We start from the raw sequence: 19,374 nt of genomic DNA, 5'->3' as shown, positions 1-19,374 counted from the left end.
ATCCCCATTTACTTTGTTGCACTAATTACATAATATCCAAAATCTTTCATGTGTAAACCACTTAAAAGTGCATAAAAAGACCCTTTTAGATTATGCAGACTTTCTTTTTTTATAGGTTGAAAGCTGAATACTTTCTTTAGAATAAAACTAAGGATTGCAAAAGGCACATGTAATACAGAAGGTGCAACTCTCATTGAAACATTATCAAAGGTAATGTCTTTAAACCCAACATCTTTAAGTAAGGTTTTATAATGGTCTCTAGTTTCTAATTTTTCAAGACTCCAATGACTACATAGTCGGTTATAAGCATATTTACCACCTTTACAAAGGTGTTTAGGATCTTTCTTTAGAAATGCATCAGCAATTACTAAGCGTCCTCCAGGTTTAAGAACTCGGAAAGTTTCTTTTATTGAGTTTCTGCTATGACCAGAATGACAGAAACTTTCAATTGCGACTGCAGAATCAAAGCTATTTGACCTAAATGAGATGTCATTGTAGTTTTCTTTTAGGATGATACCATTTTTACCTTTCAGTAACTTGTTTCCTTCCTTTAATTGAAAATCTGATAAAGTAACTCCGTAAGCAATCATTTTTTTATGACGCTGTAAAGCAAAACGCATAGTGCTGCCCATGCCACAACCTAAATCAATAAGTCGATGCTTTTTAGAATTTATATTTAGTCGTTTTATTACTTGATGATTCATTTCATTGAGCATAGAATCACGCTTTAAAGGATTTGTTTTAAAAGGAATAAAATAGCCAAAATGCATATTGTAGTCCTTACTCCAAAATTCATAATCTTCAGTTGCTTCGTTGTAGAAATCTGTGATTTCTATTTTGTTTTGTTCTGAGTAGAAGCTTTGTGGTATGGATTGTGTTTTCATAGTTTATGAATTGTTAAAATTATTGTTAGTTTGGTTTCAGAATAGTTTTCCTTGATTTGCTCCTTCCTCTGAAGAAGAGAAAGAGATTTAGAAACAGAATGACCCCCAAGTAAATTGTAAAACCACCTATTTTCTTACTTAAAATCTCCATAAGTGTTTGGTAACTCATTTCATTATTTTGATAGTAGTAAATTTCCATTATGTATAAAGCGAAGCCAATATTTATTAAATAGAAACCAATTTCAAACAACTTGTTTGTTGCCAAAGCAATGTCTTCTTTTCGTTTAAAGATGTCTATCATAAATAACCTTCCATTTTTGAAGAGCATCTTGGAAATATAGATAGTTAGAGTTATTACTATTGGCAAATAAATAATGTAACCGATAATGATTTTTGAATTTTCCATGATTTATTGATTTTGAATTTTAGTCTTTGTGAGTTGTTTTAACCAAAAAATATTATTGTAATGCAAAACTGCTAGCAGTAAAATGATTCTACCAAGAGTAGTTCCTAAAGAGCTAATCATGTCTGCTAAAGAAGTTAGATCTTGCCAATAAGCAATTGTTATTACAGCATAGCCGATATTTGTTAGATAATAACCAACTAACAAAATTTTGTTAACACTTTTTGCAAGTTCCACATTTCCATTAAATAGGTTTAATAAGAATACTTCACCATTTTTATATACTAACCAGCCAATTATTATCATTATGAAGCATATAATTGGAAGGTATATACTGTATGTGATTATATTGTAATTCATTTTATATATTTTAAACTTTCAGAAAAAATTGAAAGTATTATCAAAAAAAATTATTTTATCAATTTAAAGACGGATTTAGTCAACCAGTTTTGTTTTTGCTCCACCAATTTGTTCATTAAACTATCTAGGTCTTGTGTTAGGGTGTTCAGGGCTTTTGTTTGCTTAATTAGTTCTTTTGTTTTTTCAGTACCATCATCTTTAATAGAAGATACGTCTTCAAGTACTTTAATAACTGGTTTAATTTCTCGTCGGCTACGTTCTTTAGCAACAATACGTGCCAATTCCTGTACATCTTTCTCAGTAGTAAAAAACTCTTTGCGCTCACCAGAAATTAAAACTTTGGTTACAATTCCCCAATCCATCAATTGTCTTAAATTCATGCTGGTATTACCTCTAGAAATTTTAAGATCTTCCATGATATCTTCCATAGAAAGTGGTTGTGTAGAAATAAAAAGGAGTGCTTGTATCTGTGCCATCGCTTTATTAATGCCCCATAGAGAACCTAAACCTCCCCATGTACTGATAAACTTCTCTTTGGCTTCTTGATATTCCATATAACAAATATATAAAATATTTTAAACTTTCAATAATTATTGAAAGTTTATTTTATTTGTAAATGAATATGATCATCATGTCGAACTGCTTGGCATCCATGAAATCTAATCTTGGATTCGTTTTCTAAACTCAAAGAATGTTTTAAATATGGCTCAATAAATAACTTTTGAGTTTCAGATATAAAAACAAGGGATTTAAGTAATGAAGTTGTAGATTTTTTATCTATCTGTAAGTCGCTACTTAAACCAAATGATAAATATTTTGTGAAATCATATTGCCAGTACCCTTGATTAATGCAACGATTTGTTGTTGGGTTCTCATCATTCACATATACTCCATAACCAGAAATAGAAGGTTTTTTATTTGTGGATTCTCCATTTTTATCAAAATACATAAAACTCAAATCAATCTTTTTACCATCGTTATGACTTAAATGTGGTTATAAAGGGAAGCCATCAAAAAAAGGAAAATTTGCATCTAAATAAGTGATTTTTGTTTCACTGGCTTTTGAAGCTTCAAGTAATACTATTTTTAATTTTGGTTTTACATAATTCCTAAATGCTAATGGGTAAAACCAATTTTTGGTTTCTAAATTAGTATTAAACCATGGCAATTGTTCTCTGCCAAAATGAGATGCAATTGGCGGGATTAATATGAGGTTAAATAAGAGATAAGTGATACTGAATACATATCGTTTTTTCCAATTTTTTATACTTGAGATTAAAATTGAAATTAACCAGATTAGTCCTCCAACTTGAGTAATAGCTGTTAAAAGAACGATAATTAATAGGTGCCCGATTAGTTTCAAAATAGTCATAAAACCTAAACGCTAAATGGACTCCCTTATTTTGATTATATAATCTTAAAAATTTGCAGAAACTATGATATTTGGTTTTTCGCCTTGGTTTAATCTTCTGTTATTTATAAATGCTGAACATTCTAGAATTGCTTCAAGAATATCTGGATTATTGTCTTTTATAAACTTTCCATGCTTAATATTAATGACTAATGACTCTTCAATTTCATTTGCCAAATCCTCTACACAATCTATCCAAGCATCCATGTTTTCACCATAATAGTCTGGAAAATTCATTTCTTTTTTGAAGATGATATGAAATGATTTCCAATCCTTTATTTTCTTTCCATTTATATTAAAGACGATCATAATTAATTTTTCATCAACCCCGCCCGCCTTAACAAAGCCTCTGGTTTTGGCTCTTGTCCTCTAAACTTTTTATACAATGTCATCGGATTATCAGTGCCACCCTGAGAGAGAATATGAATTTTAAATTTATTAGCAACGTTTTTATTAAAAATACCTTCTTCCTTAAAATACTCAAAAGCATCAGCGTCTAAGACTTCTGCCCATTTGTAACTATAGTAGCCAGAAGAATACCCACCTTGAAAAATATGAGCAAAAGAAGTACTCATGCAATTCTCGCTAACATCGGGGTAGAGGTTTGTGCCTTCAAATGCTTCAGCTTCATGGTTCTTTACATCTGTTATTTCTGAAGGCTTAATACCATGCCAGGACATATCAAGAAGTCCAAAGCTCAACTGTCTTAAGGTTTGCATGCCTTCTTGAAAGGTTGCTGCGGCTTTAATTTTTTCTATGAGTTCCATTGGTATGACTTCACCAGTTTCATAGTGTTTGGCAAACAGCTTTAAGGTCTCTTCCTCATAACACCAATTTTCTAAAATCTGGCTTGGCAATTCTACAAAATCCCAATACACACTCGTTCCTGATAGGCTTGGGTATTTGGTGTTTGCGAGCATGCCATGCAAGGCGTGACCAAATTCGTGGAATAAGGTTGTCACTTCATTAAAAGTTAATAGCGAAGGTTTGCTTTTTGTCGGTTTTGTAAAATTACAGACAATAGACACGTGAGGACGTTCATTGACTCCATCTTTAATCATTTGGGGTTTGTAGGATGTCATCCAGGCACCGTTACGTTTTCCTGACCTTGGGAAAAAATCTGCATAGAAGATTGAAACTAGTGCACCAGTTTCATCTAAAACTTCGTATGTCATGACTTCTTCATGATATTTGTCAATGGTGTCTGTACGCTTAAATTGGAGTCCAAATAGTTTTTCAGCTACTGTAAAAGCCCCATCAATAACATTCTCTAATTTAAAGTAGGGCTTTAGTTGTTCATCATCCAAATCGAACAGTTTTTGTTTCAATTTTTCAGAATAATAAGCCCCATCCCATTTTTGTAAAATCTTTATACCGTCTTTTTCTTTTGCAAAATCCGAAAGTGTCTGGAATTCCTCTATTGCAGCAGGCTTAGCTTTATCTAACAATTCATTTAAAAATGACTCAACCTTTTCTGGTGTTTCTGCCATGCGTTCTTCTAAAACAAAATGCGCATGTGTTTTATAACCTAACAATTGCGCGCGTTGAAATCTTAGATTTGCAATTTTTAATACAATATCTTGATTGTCTAACTCATCATTTTGGAATCCTTTTCTGCCGAATGCTTTAGATAATTTTTCTCGTAATGCTCTATTGTCCGCGTAGGTCATAAAGGGGATATAGCTTGGGTAATCTAATGTGATTATCCAGCCTTCTTTATCCTTAGACTCTGCCAATTGCTTTGCGGCTTCCTTGGCACCATCAGGTAAACCCGAAACATCTTTTTCGTCAGTGAGGTGCATTTCAAAACGATTGGTTTCTGCTAAGATATGTTCACCAAACGTCAATTTTAGCTTGCTTAATTCTTTGTCAATGGCTCTTAACTTCTCCTTTTTATCCTTAGGAAGATTCGCGCCATTTCGAGAAAAGCCTTTATACTTTTTGTCCAATAAAGTGGATTGTTCCGTAGTTAAATTAAGTTGAGGTTTTAGTTCATAGACCGCTTTAACGCGTTTAAATAATTCTTCATTTAAGGTGATGTCGTTACTAAACTCGGACAATAATGGTGAAACTTCTTGAGCAATTTTCTGAATGTCATCATTAGTTTCAGCCGAATTAAGGTTGAAGAAGATACTCGATATCCGATCTAGTTCTTCACCAGAGTAATCTAATGCCTCAATCGTATTTTCAAATGTAGGTGCGTCGTCATTTGAAGTAATAACATCTATTTCAACCTTTGCTCTTTTAATAGCTTCTTTGAAAGCGGGCATAAAATCTTCCGTTTTTATTTTGGAAAATGGCGCTGTGTTGTATGGTGTGTTGAATGTGTTATTTAGAATATTCATTTCTATTATGCTTTTTTGTAATCAATAAGTGTTTGATTATGTTCATTAATAAGAGTCAAGTTCCCATCGGTTGATAATTTGTATACCCAACCCAAAGGCGAATCTAAAATTTCAAAGATTTTATGATTGTCATTTTCTTTTACTAGTTTAAGTTGCTGTAGTCTATGTTCTCTTTGCAAGTAAATATTGTCATCCGACATAATTGAGAATTGAAAATATTCAACACGCTCATTGGGTACATCTTTAAAATGTTGTGTAACCCACCTGCCAATAACCGATTTCAAATCTAAGGTGTTAAGTAATTGCTGTTTTTTGTATGACTTTAAAAGTGACTGAGAAATATTTGACTCTTCGTAACTCTTCAACTTTTCTAAAAGCTCGGGGTAAATGGAGTCTTGATTAAAAACGGAATAATTATAAAAGTTTCCAATTATTGATTCTAGTTGATAGCCAGGGAAATTATGCATCTTCCCTGTTGCTTTTTGCTGTGCAATAATTAAAGGCCAAAAATCCAAATTGTATTGTGCAATTTGATTATGAGTAAGATTTAATGCTGGAGCACTTGGATTTGATTTAAAAATTGAAGTGTCATATTTCTCAAAATACAACGCAGATTTTAGCATGCCGATAAAACAAAGAGAGTCATATTCAATTTCATTTTTAGCGTTCATTACAACATTTTGGTCATAACTCCTTAACTGATTCCAATACTGAAAATAATCCTCATTATTTTTTAATTCTGGTACTTCTGATATAAATTCCTCAATCGGAAAATTAGGTTTGTCATTACTAGAACACCCAAAAATCAGATGAATTAAAAACATGAATACCAATAAGTGCCTCATCATTATCTATAGGAAATTTAAAAATGGATTGTTACTATCGCCAACAACCTCCTTTTTGGTTGAAACTATTTCAAACCCTTAGCAGAATCTATTACCTTGGCTTTAAGACCTTCTTTATAGACCATAATCTTGTCTAAAACACATTGATCTGAACTACCAATGATTTGAGCCGCTAAAATACCAGCGTTTTTAGCACCGTTTAAAGCGACAGTTGCCACAGGAACACCCCCGGGCATTTGAAGAATGGATAACACAGAATCCCAACCGTCAATAGAATTACTACTTTTTACAGGTACGCCAATGACAGGTAACGGAGATAAGGAAGCCACCATTCCTGGTAAGTGGGCAGCACCTCCAGCACCAGCAATAATTACTTTAATGTCTCTGGTATGTGCATTTTTACTGAAGTCAAATAATTTTTCTGGAGTGCGGTGTGCAGACACAATATCCACTTCCACTTCAATATCAAAACCTTTTAGGATATCAATAGCATCTTGCATCACAGGCAAATCACTCTTGCTTCCCATTATTACAGCTACTTTACTCATTTTGTGTTAATTACTTTAATTGATTTTTTTACGTCCTCAGCAATGGCCCTTGCTTTATTAATATCACTATCTACTATAGTAACGTGTCCCATTTTTCGGAACGGACGCGTCTGTTTTTTGCCATAAATATGTGGTGTTACACCGTCCATATTCATTATGCTTTCAATATTTTCATAAACCACATCTCCAGTATGGTTTTCAGCTCCGACCAGATTTACCATAACACCTGCAACAGTACTTTCTGTTTTACCAAGCGGTAAATTTAAAATGGCTCTTATGTGTTGTTCAAACTGATCTGTGTAACTCCCTTCAATACTGTAATGACCAGAGTTGTGTGGTCTTGGTGCAACTTCATTCACTAAGATATTATCATCTTTTGTTTGAAACATTTCTACAGCCAATAAACCTACATGTTGAATGGCATTTGCAACTTTCAGAGCTACATCGGTTGCTTTTTGTGCAATTTCATCAGGGATTCTGGCAGGGCAAATCACATATTCAACCTGATTGGCTTCTGGGTGGAATTCCATTTCTACAACTGGATACGTTTTAACTGAACCACTTTCGTTTCGAGCTACGATGACTGCAAGTTCATTTTCAAAAGGGATCAGTTCTTCGGCAATACATTCTACATTCAGAAGGTCATTTAAATCACTGAGATTTCTAACAATCTTCACACCATTACCATCATAGCCAAAGCGTGTACTTTTCCAAACAAATGGTAGACTTAGGCCACCATTTGATAAGGCATCTTTAATTTCTGAAGTATACGCAAACCTATGAAATGGTGCTGTCGGGATATCATGATCGGTATAAAACAGTTTCTGTGTCGCTTTATTCTGAATGGTCCTCAGTGTTTTTGAAGATGGAAACACTTTTTTGCCTTCGTCCTCCAAAGTTTCAAGAGCATCAACATTTACATTTTCTATTTCAATGGTCAAAACATCAACGGTTCTACCGAATTGAAGCACCGAGTCGTAATCTAAGATATCTCCTTTAATAAATTCGTCACAAGCCAATCGGGCAGGAGCTTCTTCACTAGAATCCATGACTTTGGTGTAAATGTCAAATTTTCTAGTAGTGTAGAGCATCATTTTGCCAAGCTGTCCACCACCTAAAATTCCGAGTTTAAAATCTGAAGAAAAATGATTCATTGAAGCAATAAAAGGTCTTTTGATTATCAATCACAAAAATACGTTTAATAATACAGTCCTTCAAAATTAGAAATGAAAAATCGCTAATCCCCAATCTATTGATTATCTTTGCGTTTTTAAAATTATAACCATTGCTGAAACTTCACGATTTACATTTTAAACCATTTATAAATACTAAGGAATTGGATGCCGCTGTGCAAAACATGGTAGATGCAATTTCTAAAGACCTAAAAGATGAGATGCCAGTATTTGTAGGTATTCTTAATGGGTCTTTTATGTTTGTAAGTGATTTTGTGAAGAAATACCCTCACCCATGCGAGGTCACGTTTATAAAATTGGCTTCTTATGAAGGCTTAAAATCTTCAGAAGATATTCAACGTTTAATCGGTTTAACTCAAGATTTAACGGGGAGAACAGTGGTTATTTTAGAAGATATCATAGACTCTGGGAATACTTTGGCAGAAGTACATCGCATTTTTAAGAATGAAAATGTAAAACAGCTTTTAATAGCCACATTGTTTTACAAACCAGAAGCCTATAAAAAAGATTTTAAATTACATTATGTAGGTATTGAAATCCCAGACAAATTTATTGTCGGTTACGGTTTGGATTATAACGGCCTTGGAAGAGATTTACCAGAAATATACCAATTAAAAACAACACAACACATGACTAATATCGTTCTATTTGGCCCTCCAGGTGCAGGTAAAGGAACACAAGCTAATTTTCTGAAGGAAAAATACGACTTGGTACATATTTCAACCGGAGATGTCTTTAGATATAATATTAAAAATGAAACTGCTCTCGGCATGTTGGCAAAATCTTATATGGATAAAGGACAATTAGTCCCAGACCAAGTGACGATTGATATGCTGAACAAAGAGGTAGAAAAAAATACAGATGCCAAAGGTTTTATCTTCGATGGTTTTCCAAGAACAGATGCACAAGCAAAGGCTTTGGACGAATTGATGGATAGCAAAGACTCTCAAATTAACGCTATGATAGCTCTTGAGGTTGATGATGAGGTGTTGGTAAAACGACTATTAGAACGAGGTAAAACAAGTGGTAGGCCTGATGATGCAGATGAAACTATTATTAGAAACCGTATTACTGAATACTATTCTAAGACAGCCATATTAAAAAATTACTATTCCGATCAAAATAAGTATTTTGGTGTTGATGGAGTAGGTAGTATTGAAGAGATAACAGAGCGTTTAAGCAAAGTAATAGATAAAATATAAGTAATCATGGATTTTGTAACTTCGGAAATGGGATTGATCTTCTGGACTATTTTCGGTCTACTAATTCTCGCTTTCCCTTTAATTGCATTAATCAGTATACTTAAGAACAACTTTAGGGGTAATGAAAAGTTCATTTGGATTTTGGTTGTTTTGTTTTTGCCTGTTCTAGGCTCATTACTTTACTTCATTATTGGTAGATCGAAACGCATCAAATAAACGCTTAAACAAATACACATTAAACAATTTAGATGACTGAAGGTAATTTTGTCGATTATGTAAAAATGCACGTCACTTCTGGTAACGGAGGCAAAGGGTCTGCGCATTTACATCGTGAAAAGTATATTGCCAAAGGCGGTCCGGATGGTGGTGATGGTGGTCGGGGAGGTCATGTTATTGTTAAAGGAAATTCAAACCTCTGGACACTGATCCATTTAAAATATAAACGACATATAAAAGCTGGTCATGGTGAGCATGGTAGCAGTGGTAGAAGCACCGGTGGCGATGGGGAAGATGCTTATGTTGAGGTGCCTTTAGGTACCGTAGTTAGGGATACAGAGACCAACGACATTTTATTTGAAATCACTGAGGATGGTGAAGAGAAAATAGTCGCTGAAGGCGGTATGGGAGGACGTGGAAATTGGCATTTTAAAAGTTCTACAAACCAGACACCACGGTATGCTCAACCTGGGATTCCGCATGAAGAAAGAGATATTACCATTGAACTTAAAGTATTGGCTGATGTCGGCTTGGTAGGATTCCCAAATGCTGGAAAATCAACCTTGCTTTCAGTGTTGACTGCTGCAAAACCAAAAATTGCAGACTATGAATTTACAACGCTTAAGCCTAATTTAGGCATTGTGCAGTATCGAGATTTTCAATCGTTTGTTATGGCTGATATTCCCGGGATTATTGAAGGAGCAGCAGAAGGCAAAGGATTAGGGCATTATTTTCTAAGACATATTGAACGTAACTCCATCCTACTTTTTTTAGTTCCTGCAGATGCAAAAGATATTAAGGAACAGTACGATATTCTTTTGGATGAACTGAAAAGGTATAATCCTGAAATGTTAGACAAAGAACGTTTATTGGTGATCTCTAAGTCAGACATGTTGGATGATGAGTTAAAATCTGAAATGAAGCAAGAGTTGGATAAACAACTGCCTTTAGACTATATGTTCATTTCATCTGTTGCACAACAAGGACTTCAGGAACTAAAGGATAAACTTTGGAAATTATTGAATGATTAGATTTTTAAGTCTATGAAACAAGACATTAAAAATATTGTTGAGTATAGCAATAACAAGAGAAGTAAGTTCTTTGGGTTATTTATTCAGTTTCTTATCATACTTTCAGTTATTACGTTTTCTTTAGAAACGTTACCAAATTTATCTGCTGAGAATCGCCAACTATTAAATGCTATTGAAATCTTCTGTGTCATTGTATTCTCAATAGAATATATTCTTCGGATATATGTTGCAGAACGCAAATTCAAATTTATTTTCAGCTTTTTTGGACTCATCGATTTATTTGCAATTTTGCCTTTTTATCTTTCTTTCGGGATAGATTTAAGATCATTGCGATTACTAAGACTTTTAAGATTATTTAGACTATTAAAGTTAGTGCGTTATAATAGGGCTATGCTCCAGTTTACCAAGGCCATGTTAATGTCTAAAGAGCAAATCATACTTTTTATGGGTGTGACCTTAATACTGATTTATTTCTCAGCAGTTGGCATTTATTATTTTGAAAATGAGGCTCAGCCAGAACATTTTTCGTCTATTTTCGACAGCCTTTGGTGGGCCATTATCACCCTCACAACTGTGGGCTATGGGGATGTTTATCCCATAACAATTGGTGGAAGAATGTTTACCTTTTTTATTCTTTTAATTGGTCTTGGTATTGTTGCTATTCCTACAGGTATCATTTCTTCATCATTGACCAAGGTCGTCGAAGAAGAGCCAGAGAATTCCTTTAAAAAGTAAATCTTCTAAATTTCATATCTTTAAATAAAAAAGGTATGAAACGAATTATTGCTCCAATACTATTACTTCTTCTTGTGTCTTGCGGGGTGGCAGTCACTTATGACTATGAAAAATCTACTGACTTTTCTCAATACAAGACCTATAACTATTTCACAGATATTACCTCTGGCTTAAATGAATTAGATGAGAGGCGACTTTATGCTGCAATTGATGAAAAGTTGCAATCCATGGGGTTGCAAAAATCTGAAACACCTAGTTTTAATATCGATATTAAAACCCAAGAATTAATTGACACTAATAGAAACACAATTGGTGTTGGATTAGGTGGCACTGGAAGATCTGTCGGTGGTCGTGTCTCGGTTGGTATTCCGATAGGAAGCACTCGCATGTCTCGCAATATATTTATTGAGTTTGTTGATGATTCTAAAACAGGCTTATTTTGGCAAGCGATTGCTGAAGATCGTTACAGCCAAAACACAACTCCTGAAAAACGTGAAGCTGAATTAAAAGCTTTAGTAGAGAAAGTCTTTAGTCGCTATCCGCCTAAATAGGTTTTTTCAATTTTAATAGTATTCTAACATTCATCATTCCTATTTAGAGTTATCGTTTTGTAATTTTAGATTCTTAATTAAAAAGATAAAAAATGCAGAATTTAAAAGATAAAGTAGCACTTATTACAGGCGGTACAAAAGGAATTGGTTATGGAATAGCAGAGGCTTTGCTAAATCAAGGATTACGCGTTGTAATTACAAGTCGTGATGATGCTTCAGCAAAAGCAGCATCAAAAGAGTTGGCTTCAAAAACGAATACTGAAGGTAAAATCATAGGGGTAGAAGCAGATGTCAGACGATTAGAAAGTCAAGAAAAAGCGGTTAAGTCGGCTATAGATGCTTTTGGTTCTGTTGATGTGGTCATTGCTAACGCAGGTTTGGGTCATTTTGGTAGTATTGAAGATTTAACTTCCGAACAATGGAATGCGGTAATAGACACTAATCTTACAGGTGCTTTTAATTCAATTAAAGCTAGTGTTGATGCACTAAAGAATTCTAAAGGCTATTATATTACCATTTCTAGCTTAGCAGGGACAAACTTCTTTGCGGGTGGTTCTGCATACAATGCAAGTAAGTTTGGCGTAACAGGCTTTACCCAAGCTGTGATGTTAGATTTAAGAAAGTATGGTGTAAAAGTGAGTACTATTATGCCAGGTTCAGTTTCTACACATTTTAACGGTAATGAGCCAAGTGAAAAGGGGGCATGGAAAATTCAAATTGAGGACATCGGCAAATTAGTTGTGGATTTGTTGCAAATGAACTCAAGAACCTTACCTAGTAAAATTGAAGTACGACCTACAACACCACCAAGTAAATAGTATGTATAGCGTTAATATTCAGTTAATCTAGTTCATAAGAGGTGGAATTGTACGTTTCTTTATGGAAACTAATTCAATCATTATGAAAAAATATTTTATTATTACTACGTTTTTAATTGCGCTTTGTACAACCTTCACTTATGCTCAATATACTATTGAGCCACCAAAAGGCTATTCTCAAGATATCGGAAACATGATTTCCATGCTCGATAATCTAAAAGGTCGAGTAGAACGTAATGTTAGCAATTTAGATGTAGAAGGCACTGACTTTTTGTTGGATGAAAACGCTAACTCCCCTGGAGCTATAATTTATCATTTGGCAGCGACGGAAGCCTATTACCAAGTTTATACATTTGAAGGTCGTCAGTTTAACAAAGAAGAAGAAAAAATGTGGGGAACGGCATTGAGTTTAGGAGAAAAAGCAAGAAGTGAATATAAGGGTAAGCCAATTGATTATTATCTAGACATTTTTGATAAAGTGAGAGCTAAAACCAAAGCACTTTTAAAAGAAAAAGATGATGAATGGTTTGCAGAGAGCAATGGTACTATGTCTAATCATTGGGCGTGGTTTCATGTTATGGAGCATCAAGCCAATCACATGGGGCAACTCGCTCTAATTAGAAAAAGAATATAAAAGAAAAGAGGCGAGAAATCGCCTCTTTTTTTAATCAACGCTTATTCTAATGCCTTCAGAATGACTACTAAACTCTGGGGCATACATACTTTGAATGGTGCTAATGCCATTACTCATGTTACCAGAGTTGTTAACTCTTAGGTCATATTCAAATACAAAAACCCCTTTAGGTAAATAGTCGATAAAGAAATTGGTGGCGGCATCTTTGGTACTTTCATAATAGCCTAAACCATCTTGCCATTTGTATTGGGACAAAACGTTTATCGGTTCTAACCCTGATGCTCTCATGTCCTTGAGGTGCACAAATTCCATTGGGCGGTCTGATCGCAACTCTATCCTTACACGGATAAGATCACCAACATTTAAATTTGAATTTTCATTAATTGCTGTCAATATCTCTCCTGTATCTCCATTGGTCTTTTTAAAAAGTTTTTTAGACAGTTTTAAAGGTGTTTCAGCAGAGGTAATCTTATCTAAATCTTCAAAGTATTGCCAATACAATGCTCCCCAAGCAATACCATCATTGGTTTTGGAAATGGTGACTTCTGCTTTTTCTGAAGTGATGTCGCTTCCTGTCCAAGACGTTTTGTAATAGCCTGTGCCTGCTTCAATTTTTGAATCCTTTAATGTTTCTTTTGTAATCGTTTCATCACCAACTGTAACTTCAACCATTTCGGACACGTCCAGCCAATCACTTCCTTGCAATAGCAATGCATAGACGGCTTCTGTAGTCGCCTTAGTGGTTTTCCATTGATTGGTCTGTTTATTTTTTAATAACCAAATTTTAAGATTGTCTATATCTTCAAGATTTTCTGATGCACTTTGAATGCTCGACCCAACTTCTGAAAAGGCTTCAATAATTAAAGCTTGCGTTTCTATCGGAGCTTGGTGCCAATACAAGGAATTGGTGTTTTCTTTCCAATACATGCCTAATTCTTCAGACGTAATACTATTTTCTTTTAGCGCTATTATTATCTTATTAGAAATAGATTGCTTATTCGCCCTGTGTGTGACCAATGTCATTAATCCTTTGGCATAAAGTGATCTTTCTAGCCAGTATTTTTCAATCTGCCCTAAATAATAATCTTGAATGGATATATTTTCACTCGATGCTTTTATTTCAGGATAAAAACTTCTTGTATATAAATAGTGCAACTGCATATAAGATAAATGGTCGGTACTTAAATCAGCTTTACTATCGTATTTTCTAATGTCTTTATACTCTTTTATGAATTCAGTATCTAAATAAGAAATCGCCTTTTCAACCATAACCATTTCCTCTTTATTTAAGCTAACTCCTAATTTTTCCAAATGGCCAAACCCTGAAATGATATGCTGAGTGATATAACGGTTGGCGCGACCTCCATTAAACCATGGCCAAGCACCTGACGGTAATTGATTGTTTTTTAACTTTCTTAATGCAATGGTCAACTCATTTTTCATGTGGTTGAGGTCAAACAACAATCCGATTCTCTTTTTCTGCTCAGTTTCGGATTGTGCATCTCGTAACCAAGGGGTTTCTTCAATAAGCAATTGTTTTATATCTTGATTTTTTTCTAAAGCACTTATTAAATCATCCTGACTTGCCCATTGTTTAAATACAGCTTCAATTTTAGGGTTTGAGTTAACAATGTGTTGAGCTAAGGCGTTGGAATAATATCTTGCAAAAGTTTGCTCATTGCACTCATAAGGATATTCCATTAAATATGGTAAAGCTTGTACGGCATACCAAGCAGGGTTTGAAGTCATCTCCAAGGTCAACTTGTGGTGCTTGAGGCTACTCGAAGACACATTTGAGCTATCATCATTTGGCACTTCGAGACCCTCAGTGCCCAAATTAGCCAGCTTGTCTAAAGTGAATGTTTTAGTCTGATTAGATCTTACCCACATTGGTAAAGTTTCCGTCACCAACATACGATTAGATAAAACTGGAAGTACATTTTGCTCACCATCGCTGAACTGCTGACCTTTATCAAAATCAATAGTCGTTGCGGTAATCTTAAATTGTATGACTGATATATCTTTTGGTATTAATAATTTCCAGCTAACTTGTGTATTCCCATTTGCTTCGATAGTAAATTCTCTATCGGTCAATTCAGACATTACCGTGTAGGCCTTATCAAGCTCGCCTGAGATAATGGTCAAATTCTTCCCTGTCAGTGGATCTTTTAATTCCAACCTTGCTATACCCGGAAGTGTTTTATCAGTAATATTTGAAATCTTAGTACTGATAGAAATCTGATCTCCTTCCCTTAAAAATCGTGGAACATTTGGGATGACCATCAATTCTTTTTGGGTGACAGTTTCAAACTGTGCAACCGTACTTTCTAATGTTTTAGTATGTGCTAAGAGTTGTAATTTCCACCACGTTAAAGCTTCAGGAGCTTTAAAATTAAAACTGACATTGCCATCTTTATCCGTTTGCAATTGTGGAAAGAAGAAAGCCGTTTCCTGAAGATTTTTGCGTGGGATGATTTTTTGATTTTCTGAACTGGTTATTTGGTTATTGGGTACCATCTTAATTTTTTTAGATAAAAACTCATATTCTAGACTATCTAAATCTTGGGAAGTTGTGAATTTTTCATCGTTTGAAAAAGGTATAACCTCACTTTCGGATTCTTCAACTATAGACATTTCATTCATAGCAACTGCAGTAACAGTTCCCCTGTAATAGTTTTTGTTTTTATAGTTTTTTCCAAAATAAAGCCCAAACCAATTCAATTGGTCAAAAGATTGATACGGATAGTTACCTACTTGTTTAAAATCATTAAACTGTCTAAATGTTGTGGTATTAAAACTTTGTTGACCTCGCGATTGTAATCTGCTGTAATAATTCTGTTGCCGAATTGGATTGAATGTCCATTGATGTGGCTTAAATTCATCCAAAGACATATCGTACATGCTTGCCAGAAGCTCTGCAGTGACCTTATCACCTTGAGGCCCTTTTATTTTAAAACTCCACGTTTCATCTTGTCCAGGTTGTAGTTTATCTCTAAAGGTCGCCACTTCAATATCTAAATCTGTTTTTGGATATGGCACGTTGACGTTAATTTTAGAACCTGTGTAATCATTAAAAACTGCAAAGTGATAATGCACAACGAAGCCGCCCAAATCTTTTTCGTTTACCGGAATTTCAATCTGTTTTTTAGAATTATTCAACTCGTGAATTTGGGTGTCTATAATCTTCCCACCTTTTTCAATGTCTAATGTCACAAACATAGGTTCTGCGGCAGAACCAAAAGTGAGAACAGCGGTTTCACCAGTTTTATATTGTGTTTTGTTTAATTGAATGTCGAAGAGCTGATTATCAGCAACAGTCTCGTCATTATTACTATAGACATTCAAATAGGTTTTGTCCTTTACTGTTTGTCCAAACTTGTCTTTACTTTCTAACTCAATAATGTATTGTCCAGATTCCCAATTTTTGAAACGGTCAACATTGATTTTTTTTGATGTTTTGGTATTGAAATCAGATTCAAAAACTAGTTTGCCCTTTTCCCAATTGGTCATTAAATGTTCATTCTCATAAGCATCAAGAGGAAAAAGGGTTTTAAATTCTTGTTCAGTTAGACTTTGATAATCTGGAGCATTCCATGGTCGTGGTCTTAAAACAGTTTCTGGTGCTTGTAGTTTATAAATTTTTAATGTTCCAGAGGCAGGGACATATTCACCATTTAAGTTTTTAGTATCAATACTGATGTCGAGCTCTTTAGTTGATTTATTGAACTGTTGAGGTGCTTCAATGGTTGCAGTTAAAGCGTGATATCCAACTCGGACAATCTGTGTTGCACTTCGGGTTTCGCCATTAATATCAGTAACATCAGCTGTAACTTCATACTCAAAAACAGGAAGGTTTTCCTTGTTAACAGTGTCATCAGGTAAGGCTTTGAATTGTATATCAAATTCACCTTTAGCATTAGTTACAGTTTCACCATATGTAATTTCTTGAGGTGCTGAGTTAAAATATGGACTCCGCCAATAGTACCAACGTGGCATCCTGACGATTCGTTTTACACGATAAACCACTTTTGCATCAGAGATTGTGCTTCCTACAAATGCTAAAGCTTCACCTTTTATGGTAACGCTATCATTGACTCTATAAGTCTCTGTGATGGGTTTGAAAGTGGCTTCAAATTTTGGGCGTTTGTATTCTTCCACCGAAAAATAATGATGACCCGTACCAGATACGTCGGACTCAACACGTATATAATAGTTGCCCGTTAAACCACTTGAAGGAATAATAAACTCGCCATGAAAAGACCCGAAATCGTTTGTTACCACTTCTAAAGACGACACCTTTTCACCATTGACATTATGCAGGCTTACCTTAGCCTTGTTTTCTTCTAAAACTGAAGTTTTATTATCTAGAGTTTTAGTAATGATGCCTTTAAAATAAACTGTTTGCCCTGGACGATAAATACTTCTATCTGTAAATAGATGGGTGTTGTACAGAGTTTTATTGTTTTGTGGTTTATTGTAACTCCTGTTAATGTAATAGTCACCAAAAAACCCTGTGTCAGAGCTGGTTATTATTTTAAATGAAATGTTTCGGTAGTAAGATGTCGTTTTATCAAAAACAAACTGCCCTTTAGAATTGGTGTTAAACGTCTTTGTATGGTATTGACCTGATCCGTTTCTTCTATATTTAGCTTCGACTGTAAGGTTTGATAAAGGCATTCCATTATTTCGGTTGATGACTTGAAATGTCACCTCCTCGTCAGTATTATGCTCAATTAGAGCTATATTGGTTGCCTGAATATGTGTTGCTGAAAAGACCTCTTCTTCAGTATTTGTGTCTGCTTTTATAAGATACAGGCCATTCTCAAGGTTTGTCAATACAATTTCAGTACTGTGTGTTTGGTAGTCCCCTTCGTTTCTTAAGTCCGCTTTCCAAGAGTGGATAGCCTTCAATTTTGAAAAAAATCGCATTTTTTCTTCGGGACGGTATAGGTCGTCGTATGCTTTTAATTGAGAATGTGAAACCTTGAAGATATTAAAATCAAGAGTTTCAAGATTTTTATAGGTCACTAAAACACGTGAAGGTTTATCAATGGGGATGTAAGCCTCAGCTTTAATTTGGACAGCATGTTGAAGAATTTGTTCTTTCAGAATAGCACATTTTTTGGCTGCATCACTTTTAGGAAATGTTTTAATAACTGTATCGCAAATACTTAATGCCTCTTTAAGTTTCCAACGGTGTTCGTCGTTGTCATTTGCAGCGTTAAAAGTGTTTCCTTGCTTTTGGTATAGTTTGGCAATTTCAAACTGGTAAAGCCCCGAAGTGACTTCGTTAGAAATAACGTCTGATGCCTCAATAAGACTTGTTAGTAAGAGGTCATCCTTGTTTGGGAAAACTGCTTTATTGTAAACAAAGTTCATGCGTTCAACATCAGCAGTTACAAATGCTCTCGCTGTTTTGTTCTTTCTGTGAAAACGTAAGAGACTTTGATAGATTTTTAGTGCATTCAATTGAAGGTTTATCGAATCTTTTGAAGAGATATCAAGATCAATGAATGTTTCATTACTCGATAAGTACTTGGGGTCGTTGATCTTAAATTGATAGGCTGGCTGCGAAATAGTATTTTCGTCTGTTTTGTAAAAATCAAGCGCATTATGGTTGAGTAAATCAAATAATGTTGGACGATAGTCTTTAGAGCCTTCAACTTCAACAAGTAATGCTTCATAATCAGATAGGGGTTCTTGTTGTAACAGCAAGCCATTTTCTAATGACTTTTGATAGTAAATATGGATTTCCTTAAATAGCGTTTCTAAATCCCAAGTCCTAAAATCATCACTGACCTTTGCAGACGTTGTGCTTCTGTCATAAAAACGATAACGATTCTGTTTAAAGTATTGCCAATACATAGTGGCAAGCATATTTTCTAAAAGGTGTTTGGTCACCGTATCGCTATTCTCGATTTCAGTCTTAAAATTGTTAACGATAGTCAGTTGCGATTCTTCTTCTAAAATTTGTAGGTACTTACTCTGAAATAACAAGCTTTTAACACGTTGCACAGAACTGTTATCGGCTTTTGCTCGTATATATATGTGTTCAACGAGCTCGGCAGCAGATTTTGTTTTGCCATCTTTTTCTAAAGTTTCAACAGCTTTCCATTGTTCGGAGTAGTAATTGTCTTGGGCTTCAGAAAATTGAGCAAAGCAAATGAGCATAAGTATAGAGATGTAGTATTTCATGTA

Annotated in this window: 19 protein-coding genes; 7 read left to right on the top strand and 12 right to left on the bottom strand. The window is 34.6% G+C overall.

Features of this window, described 5'->3' with window-relative positions; all coding sequences use genetic code 11:
* Window positions 1–8: 8 nt before the first annotated feature.
* From ACFEMA_RS13185 to ACFEMA_RS13135, 11 genes are all read right to left on the bottom strand, one after another.
* Window positions 9–884 carry an SAM-dependent methyltransferase gene (locus ACFEMA_RS13185; protein WP_411768678.1) on the bottom strand — a complete coding sequence of 292 codons (876 nt, stop codon included), beginning with the start codon at window positions 882–884 and terminating at the stop codon, window positions 9–11.
* Between the two features lie 25 nt (window positions 885–909).
* Window positions 910–1,290, bottom strand: coding sequence for a hypothetical protein (locus tag ACFEMA_RS13180; RefSeq protein ID WP_411768677.1), 381 nt, complete (start codon window positions 1,288–1,290; stop codon window positions 910–912).
* A gap of 3 nt (window positions 1,291–1,293) precedes the next feature.
* A complete protein-coding gene (locus tag ACFEMA_RS13175; RefSeq protein WP_411768676.1) occupies window positions 1,294–1,593 on the bottom strand; it encodes a hypothetical protein in 300 nt (99 codons plus the stop codon).
* A gap of 104 nt (window positions 1,594–1,697) precedes the next feature.
* Window positions 1,698–2,201 carry a GbsR/MarR family transcriptional regulator gene (locus ACFEMA_RS13170; RefSeq protein ID WP_411768675.1) on the bottom strand — a complete coding sequence of 168 codons (504 nt, stop codon included), beginning with the start codon at window positions 2,199–2,201 and terminating at the stop codon, window positions 1,698–1,700.
* Window positions 2,202–2,248: 47 nt separating this feature from the next.
* Window positions 2,249–2,596: a hypothetical protein gene (locus ACFEMA_RS13165; protein WP_411768674.1), complete on the bottom strand. Its 348-nt coding sequence runs from the start codon at window positions 2,594–2,596 to the stop codon at window positions 2,249–2,251.
* A 45-nt stretch (window positions 2,597–2,641) separates the two neighbouring features.
* Window positions 2,642–3,019: a hypothetical protein gene (locus ACFEMA_RS13160; protein ID WP_411768673.1), complete on the bottom strand. Its 378-nt coding sequence runs from the start codon at window positions 3,017–3,019 to the stop codon at window positions 2,642–2,644.
* A gap of 45 nt (window positions 3,020–3,064) precedes the next feature.
* Window positions 3,065–3,367: a barstar family protein gene (locus ACFEMA_RS13155; RefSeq protein WP_411768672.1), complete on the bottom strand. Its 303-nt coding sequence runs from the start codon at window positions 3,365–3,367 to the stop codon at window positions 3,065–3,067.
* Between the two features lie 2 nt (window positions 3,368–3,369).
* Complete coding sequence (locus ACFEMA_RS13150; protein WP_411768671.1) at window positions 3,370–5,403, bottom strand: M3 family metallopeptidase; 2,034 nt, start codon at window positions 5,401–5,403, stop codon at window positions 3,370–3,372.
* A gap of 5 nt (window positions 5,404–5,408) precedes the next feature.
* Window positions 5,409–6,227, bottom strand: coding sequence for a hypothetical protein (locus ACFEMA_RS13145; RefSeq protein WP_411768670.1), 819 nt, complete (start codon window positions 6,225–6,227; stop codon window positions 5,409–5,411).
* Between the two features lie 86 nt (window positions 6,228–6,313).
* Window positions 6,314–6,796 (bottom strand): 5-(carboxyamino)imidazole ribonucleotide mutase, encoded by a 483-nt coding sequence (purE, locus tag ACFEMA_RS13140; RefSeq protein WP_411768669.1) that lies wholly within the window; start codon window positions 6,794–6,796, stop codon window positions 6,314–6,316.
* Window positions 6,793–7,950, bottom strand: a complete 1,158-nt coding sequence (locus ACFEMA_RS13135) for a 5-(carboxyamino)imidazole ribonucleotide synthase (RefSeq protein ID WP_411768668.1) — start codon at window positions 7,948–7,950, stop codon at window positions 6,793–6,795. The genes purE and ACFEMA_RS13135 overlap by 4 nt, the downstream gene beginning before the upstream one ends.
* Before the next feature lie 131 nt (window positions 7,951–8,081).
* Between ACFEMA_RS13135 and ACFEMA_RS13130 the strand changes: the two genes are divergently transcribed.
* From ACFEMA_RS13130 to ACFEMA_RS13100, 7 genes are all read left to right on the top strand, one after another.
* Complete coding sequence (locus tag ACFEMA_RS13130) at window positions 8,082–9,191, top strand: adenylate kinase (protein ID WP_411768667.1); 1,110 nt, start codon at window positions 8,082–8,084, stop codon at window positions 9,189–9,191.
* 6 nt (window positions 9,192–9,197) lie between these two features.
* Complete coding sequence (locus ACFEMA_RS13125; RefSeq protein WP_411768666.1) at window positions 9,198–9,407, top strand: PLDc N-terminal domain-containing protein; 210 nt, start codon at window positions 9,198–9,200, stop codon at window positions 9,405–9,407.
* A gap of 32 nt (window positions 9,408–9,439) precedes the next feature.
* Window positions 9,440–10,438: a GTPase ObgE gene (gene obgE / locus ACFEMA_RS13120; protein WP_411768665.1), complete on the top strand. Its 999-nt coding sequence runs from the start codon at window positions 9,440–9,442 to the stop codon at window positions 10,436–10,438.
* A gap of 12 nt (window positions 10,439–10,450) precedes the next feature.
* Window positions 10,451–11,173: an ion transporter gene (locus ACFEMA_RS13115; RefSeq protein ID WP_411768664.1), complete on the top strand. Its 723-nt coding sequence runs from the start codon at window positions 10,451–10,453 to the stop codon at window positions 11,171–11,173.
* 35 nt (window positions 11,174–11,208) lie between these two features.
* A complete protein-coding gene (locus tag ACFEMA_RS13110) occupies window positions 11,209–11,724 on the top strand; it encodes a DUF4136 domain-containing protein (RefSeq protein ID WP_411768663.1) in 516 nt (171 codons plus the stop codon).
* 92 nt (window positions 11,725–11,816) lie between these two features.
* Complete coding sequence (locus ACFEMA_RS13105; protein WP_411768662.1) at window positions 11,817–12,542, top strand: SDR family oxidoreductase; 726 nt, start codon at window positions 11,817–11,819, stop codon at window positions 12,540–12,542.
* Window positions 12,543–12,624: 82 nt separating this feature from the next.
* A complete protein-coding gene (locus ACFEMA_RS13100) occupies window positions 12,625–13,176 on the top strand; it encodes a DUF664 domain-containing protein (RefSeq protein ID WP_411768661.1) in 552 nt (183 codons plus the stop codon).
* Between the two features lie 30 nt (window positions 13,177–13,206).
* Here ACFEMA_RS13100 and ACFEMA_RS13095 read toward each other — a convergent pair whose 3' ends face one another.
* Window positions 13,207–19,371, bottom strand: a complete 6,165-nt coding sequence (locus ACFEMA_RS13095; RefSeq protein WP_411768660.1) for an alpha-2-macroglobulin family protein — start codon at window positions 19,369–19,371, stop codon at window positions 13,207–13,209.
* Between the last annotated feature and the right edge of the window lie 3 nt (window positions 19,372–19,374).

The organism is Winogradskyella sp. A3E31 (assembly GCF_046720935.1).
Taxonomy (GTDB): Bacteria; Bacteroidota; Bacteroidia; order Flavobacteriales; family Flavobacteriaceae; genus Winogradskyella.
The sequence above is the reverse complement of the archived record's forward strand: the minus strand, read 5'-3'. Positions and strand labels throughout refer to the sequence as shown.

Coding starts and splice junctions, on each gene's coding strand:
- ACFEMA_RS13155 (WP_411768672.1), bottom strand. CDS start 3,367: ATGATCGTCTTTAATATAAATGGAAAGAAAATAAAGGATTGGAAATCA.
- ACFEMA_RS13095 (WP_411768660.1), bottom strand. CDS start 19,371: ATGAAATACTACATCTCTATACTTATGCTCATTTGCTTTGCTCAATTT.
- ACFEMA_RS13185 (WP_411768678.1), bottom strand. CDS start 884: ATGAAAACACAATCCATACCACAAAGCTTCTACTCAGAACAAAACAAA.
- obgE (WP_411768665.1), top strand. CDS start 9,440: ATGACTGAAGGTAATTTTGTCGATTATGTAAAAATGCACGTCACTTCT.
- ACFEMA_RS13175 (WP_411768676.1), bottom strand. CDS start 1,593: ATGATAATAATTGGCTGGTTAGTATATAAAAATGGTGAAGTATTCTTA.
- ACFEMA_RS13125 (WP_411768666.1), top strand. CDS start 9,198: ATGGATTTTGTAACTTCGGAAATGGGATTGATCTTCTGGACTATTTTC.
- purE (WP_411768669.1), bottom strand. CDS start 6,796: ATGAGTAAAGTAGCTGTAATAATGGGAAGCAAGAGTGATTTGCCTGTG.
- ACFEMA_RS13110 (WP_411768663.1), top strand. CDS start 11,209: ATGAAACGAATTATTGCTCCAATACTATTACTTCTTCTTGTGTCTTGC.
- ACFEMA_RS13150 (WP_411768671.1), bottom strand. CDS start 5,403: ATGAATATTCTAAATAACACATTCAACACACCATACAACACAGCGCCA.
- ACFEMA_RS13135 (WP_411768668.1), bottom strand. CDS start 7,950: ATGAATCATTTTTCTTCAGATTTTAAACTCGGAATTTTAGGTGGTGGA.
- ACFEMA_RS13115 (WP_411768664.1), top strand. CDS start 10,451: ATGAAACAAGACATTAAAAATATTGTTGAGTATAGCAATAACAAGAGA.
- ACFEMA_RS13100 (WP_411768661.1), top strand. CDS start 12,625: ATGAAAAAATATTTTATTATTACTACGTTTTTAATTGCGCTTTGTACA.
- ACFEMA_RS13170 (WP_411768675.1), bottom strand. CDS start 2,201: ATGGAATATCAAGAAGCCAAAGAGAAGTTTATCAGTACATGGGGAGGT.
- ACFEMA_RS13180 (WP_411768677.1), bottom strand. CDS start 1,290: ATGGAAAATTCAAAAATCATTATCGGTTACATTATTTATTTGCCAATA.
- ACFEMA_RS13105 (WP_411768662.1), top strand. CDS start 11,817: ATGCAGAATTTAAAAGATAAAGTAGCACTTATTACAGGCGGTACAAAA.
- ACFEMA_RS13165 (WP_411768674.1), bottom strand. CDS start 2,596: ATGTATTTTGATAAAAATGGAGAATCCACAAATAAAAAACCTTCTATT.
- ACFEMA_RS13145 (WP_411768670.1), bottom strand. CDS start 6,227: ATGTTTTTAATTCATCTGATTTTTGGGTGTTCTAGTAATGACAAACCT.
- ACFEMA_RS13160 (WP_411768673.1), bottom strand. CDS start 3,019: ATGACTATTTTGAAACTAATCGGGCACCTATTAATTATCGTTCTTTTA.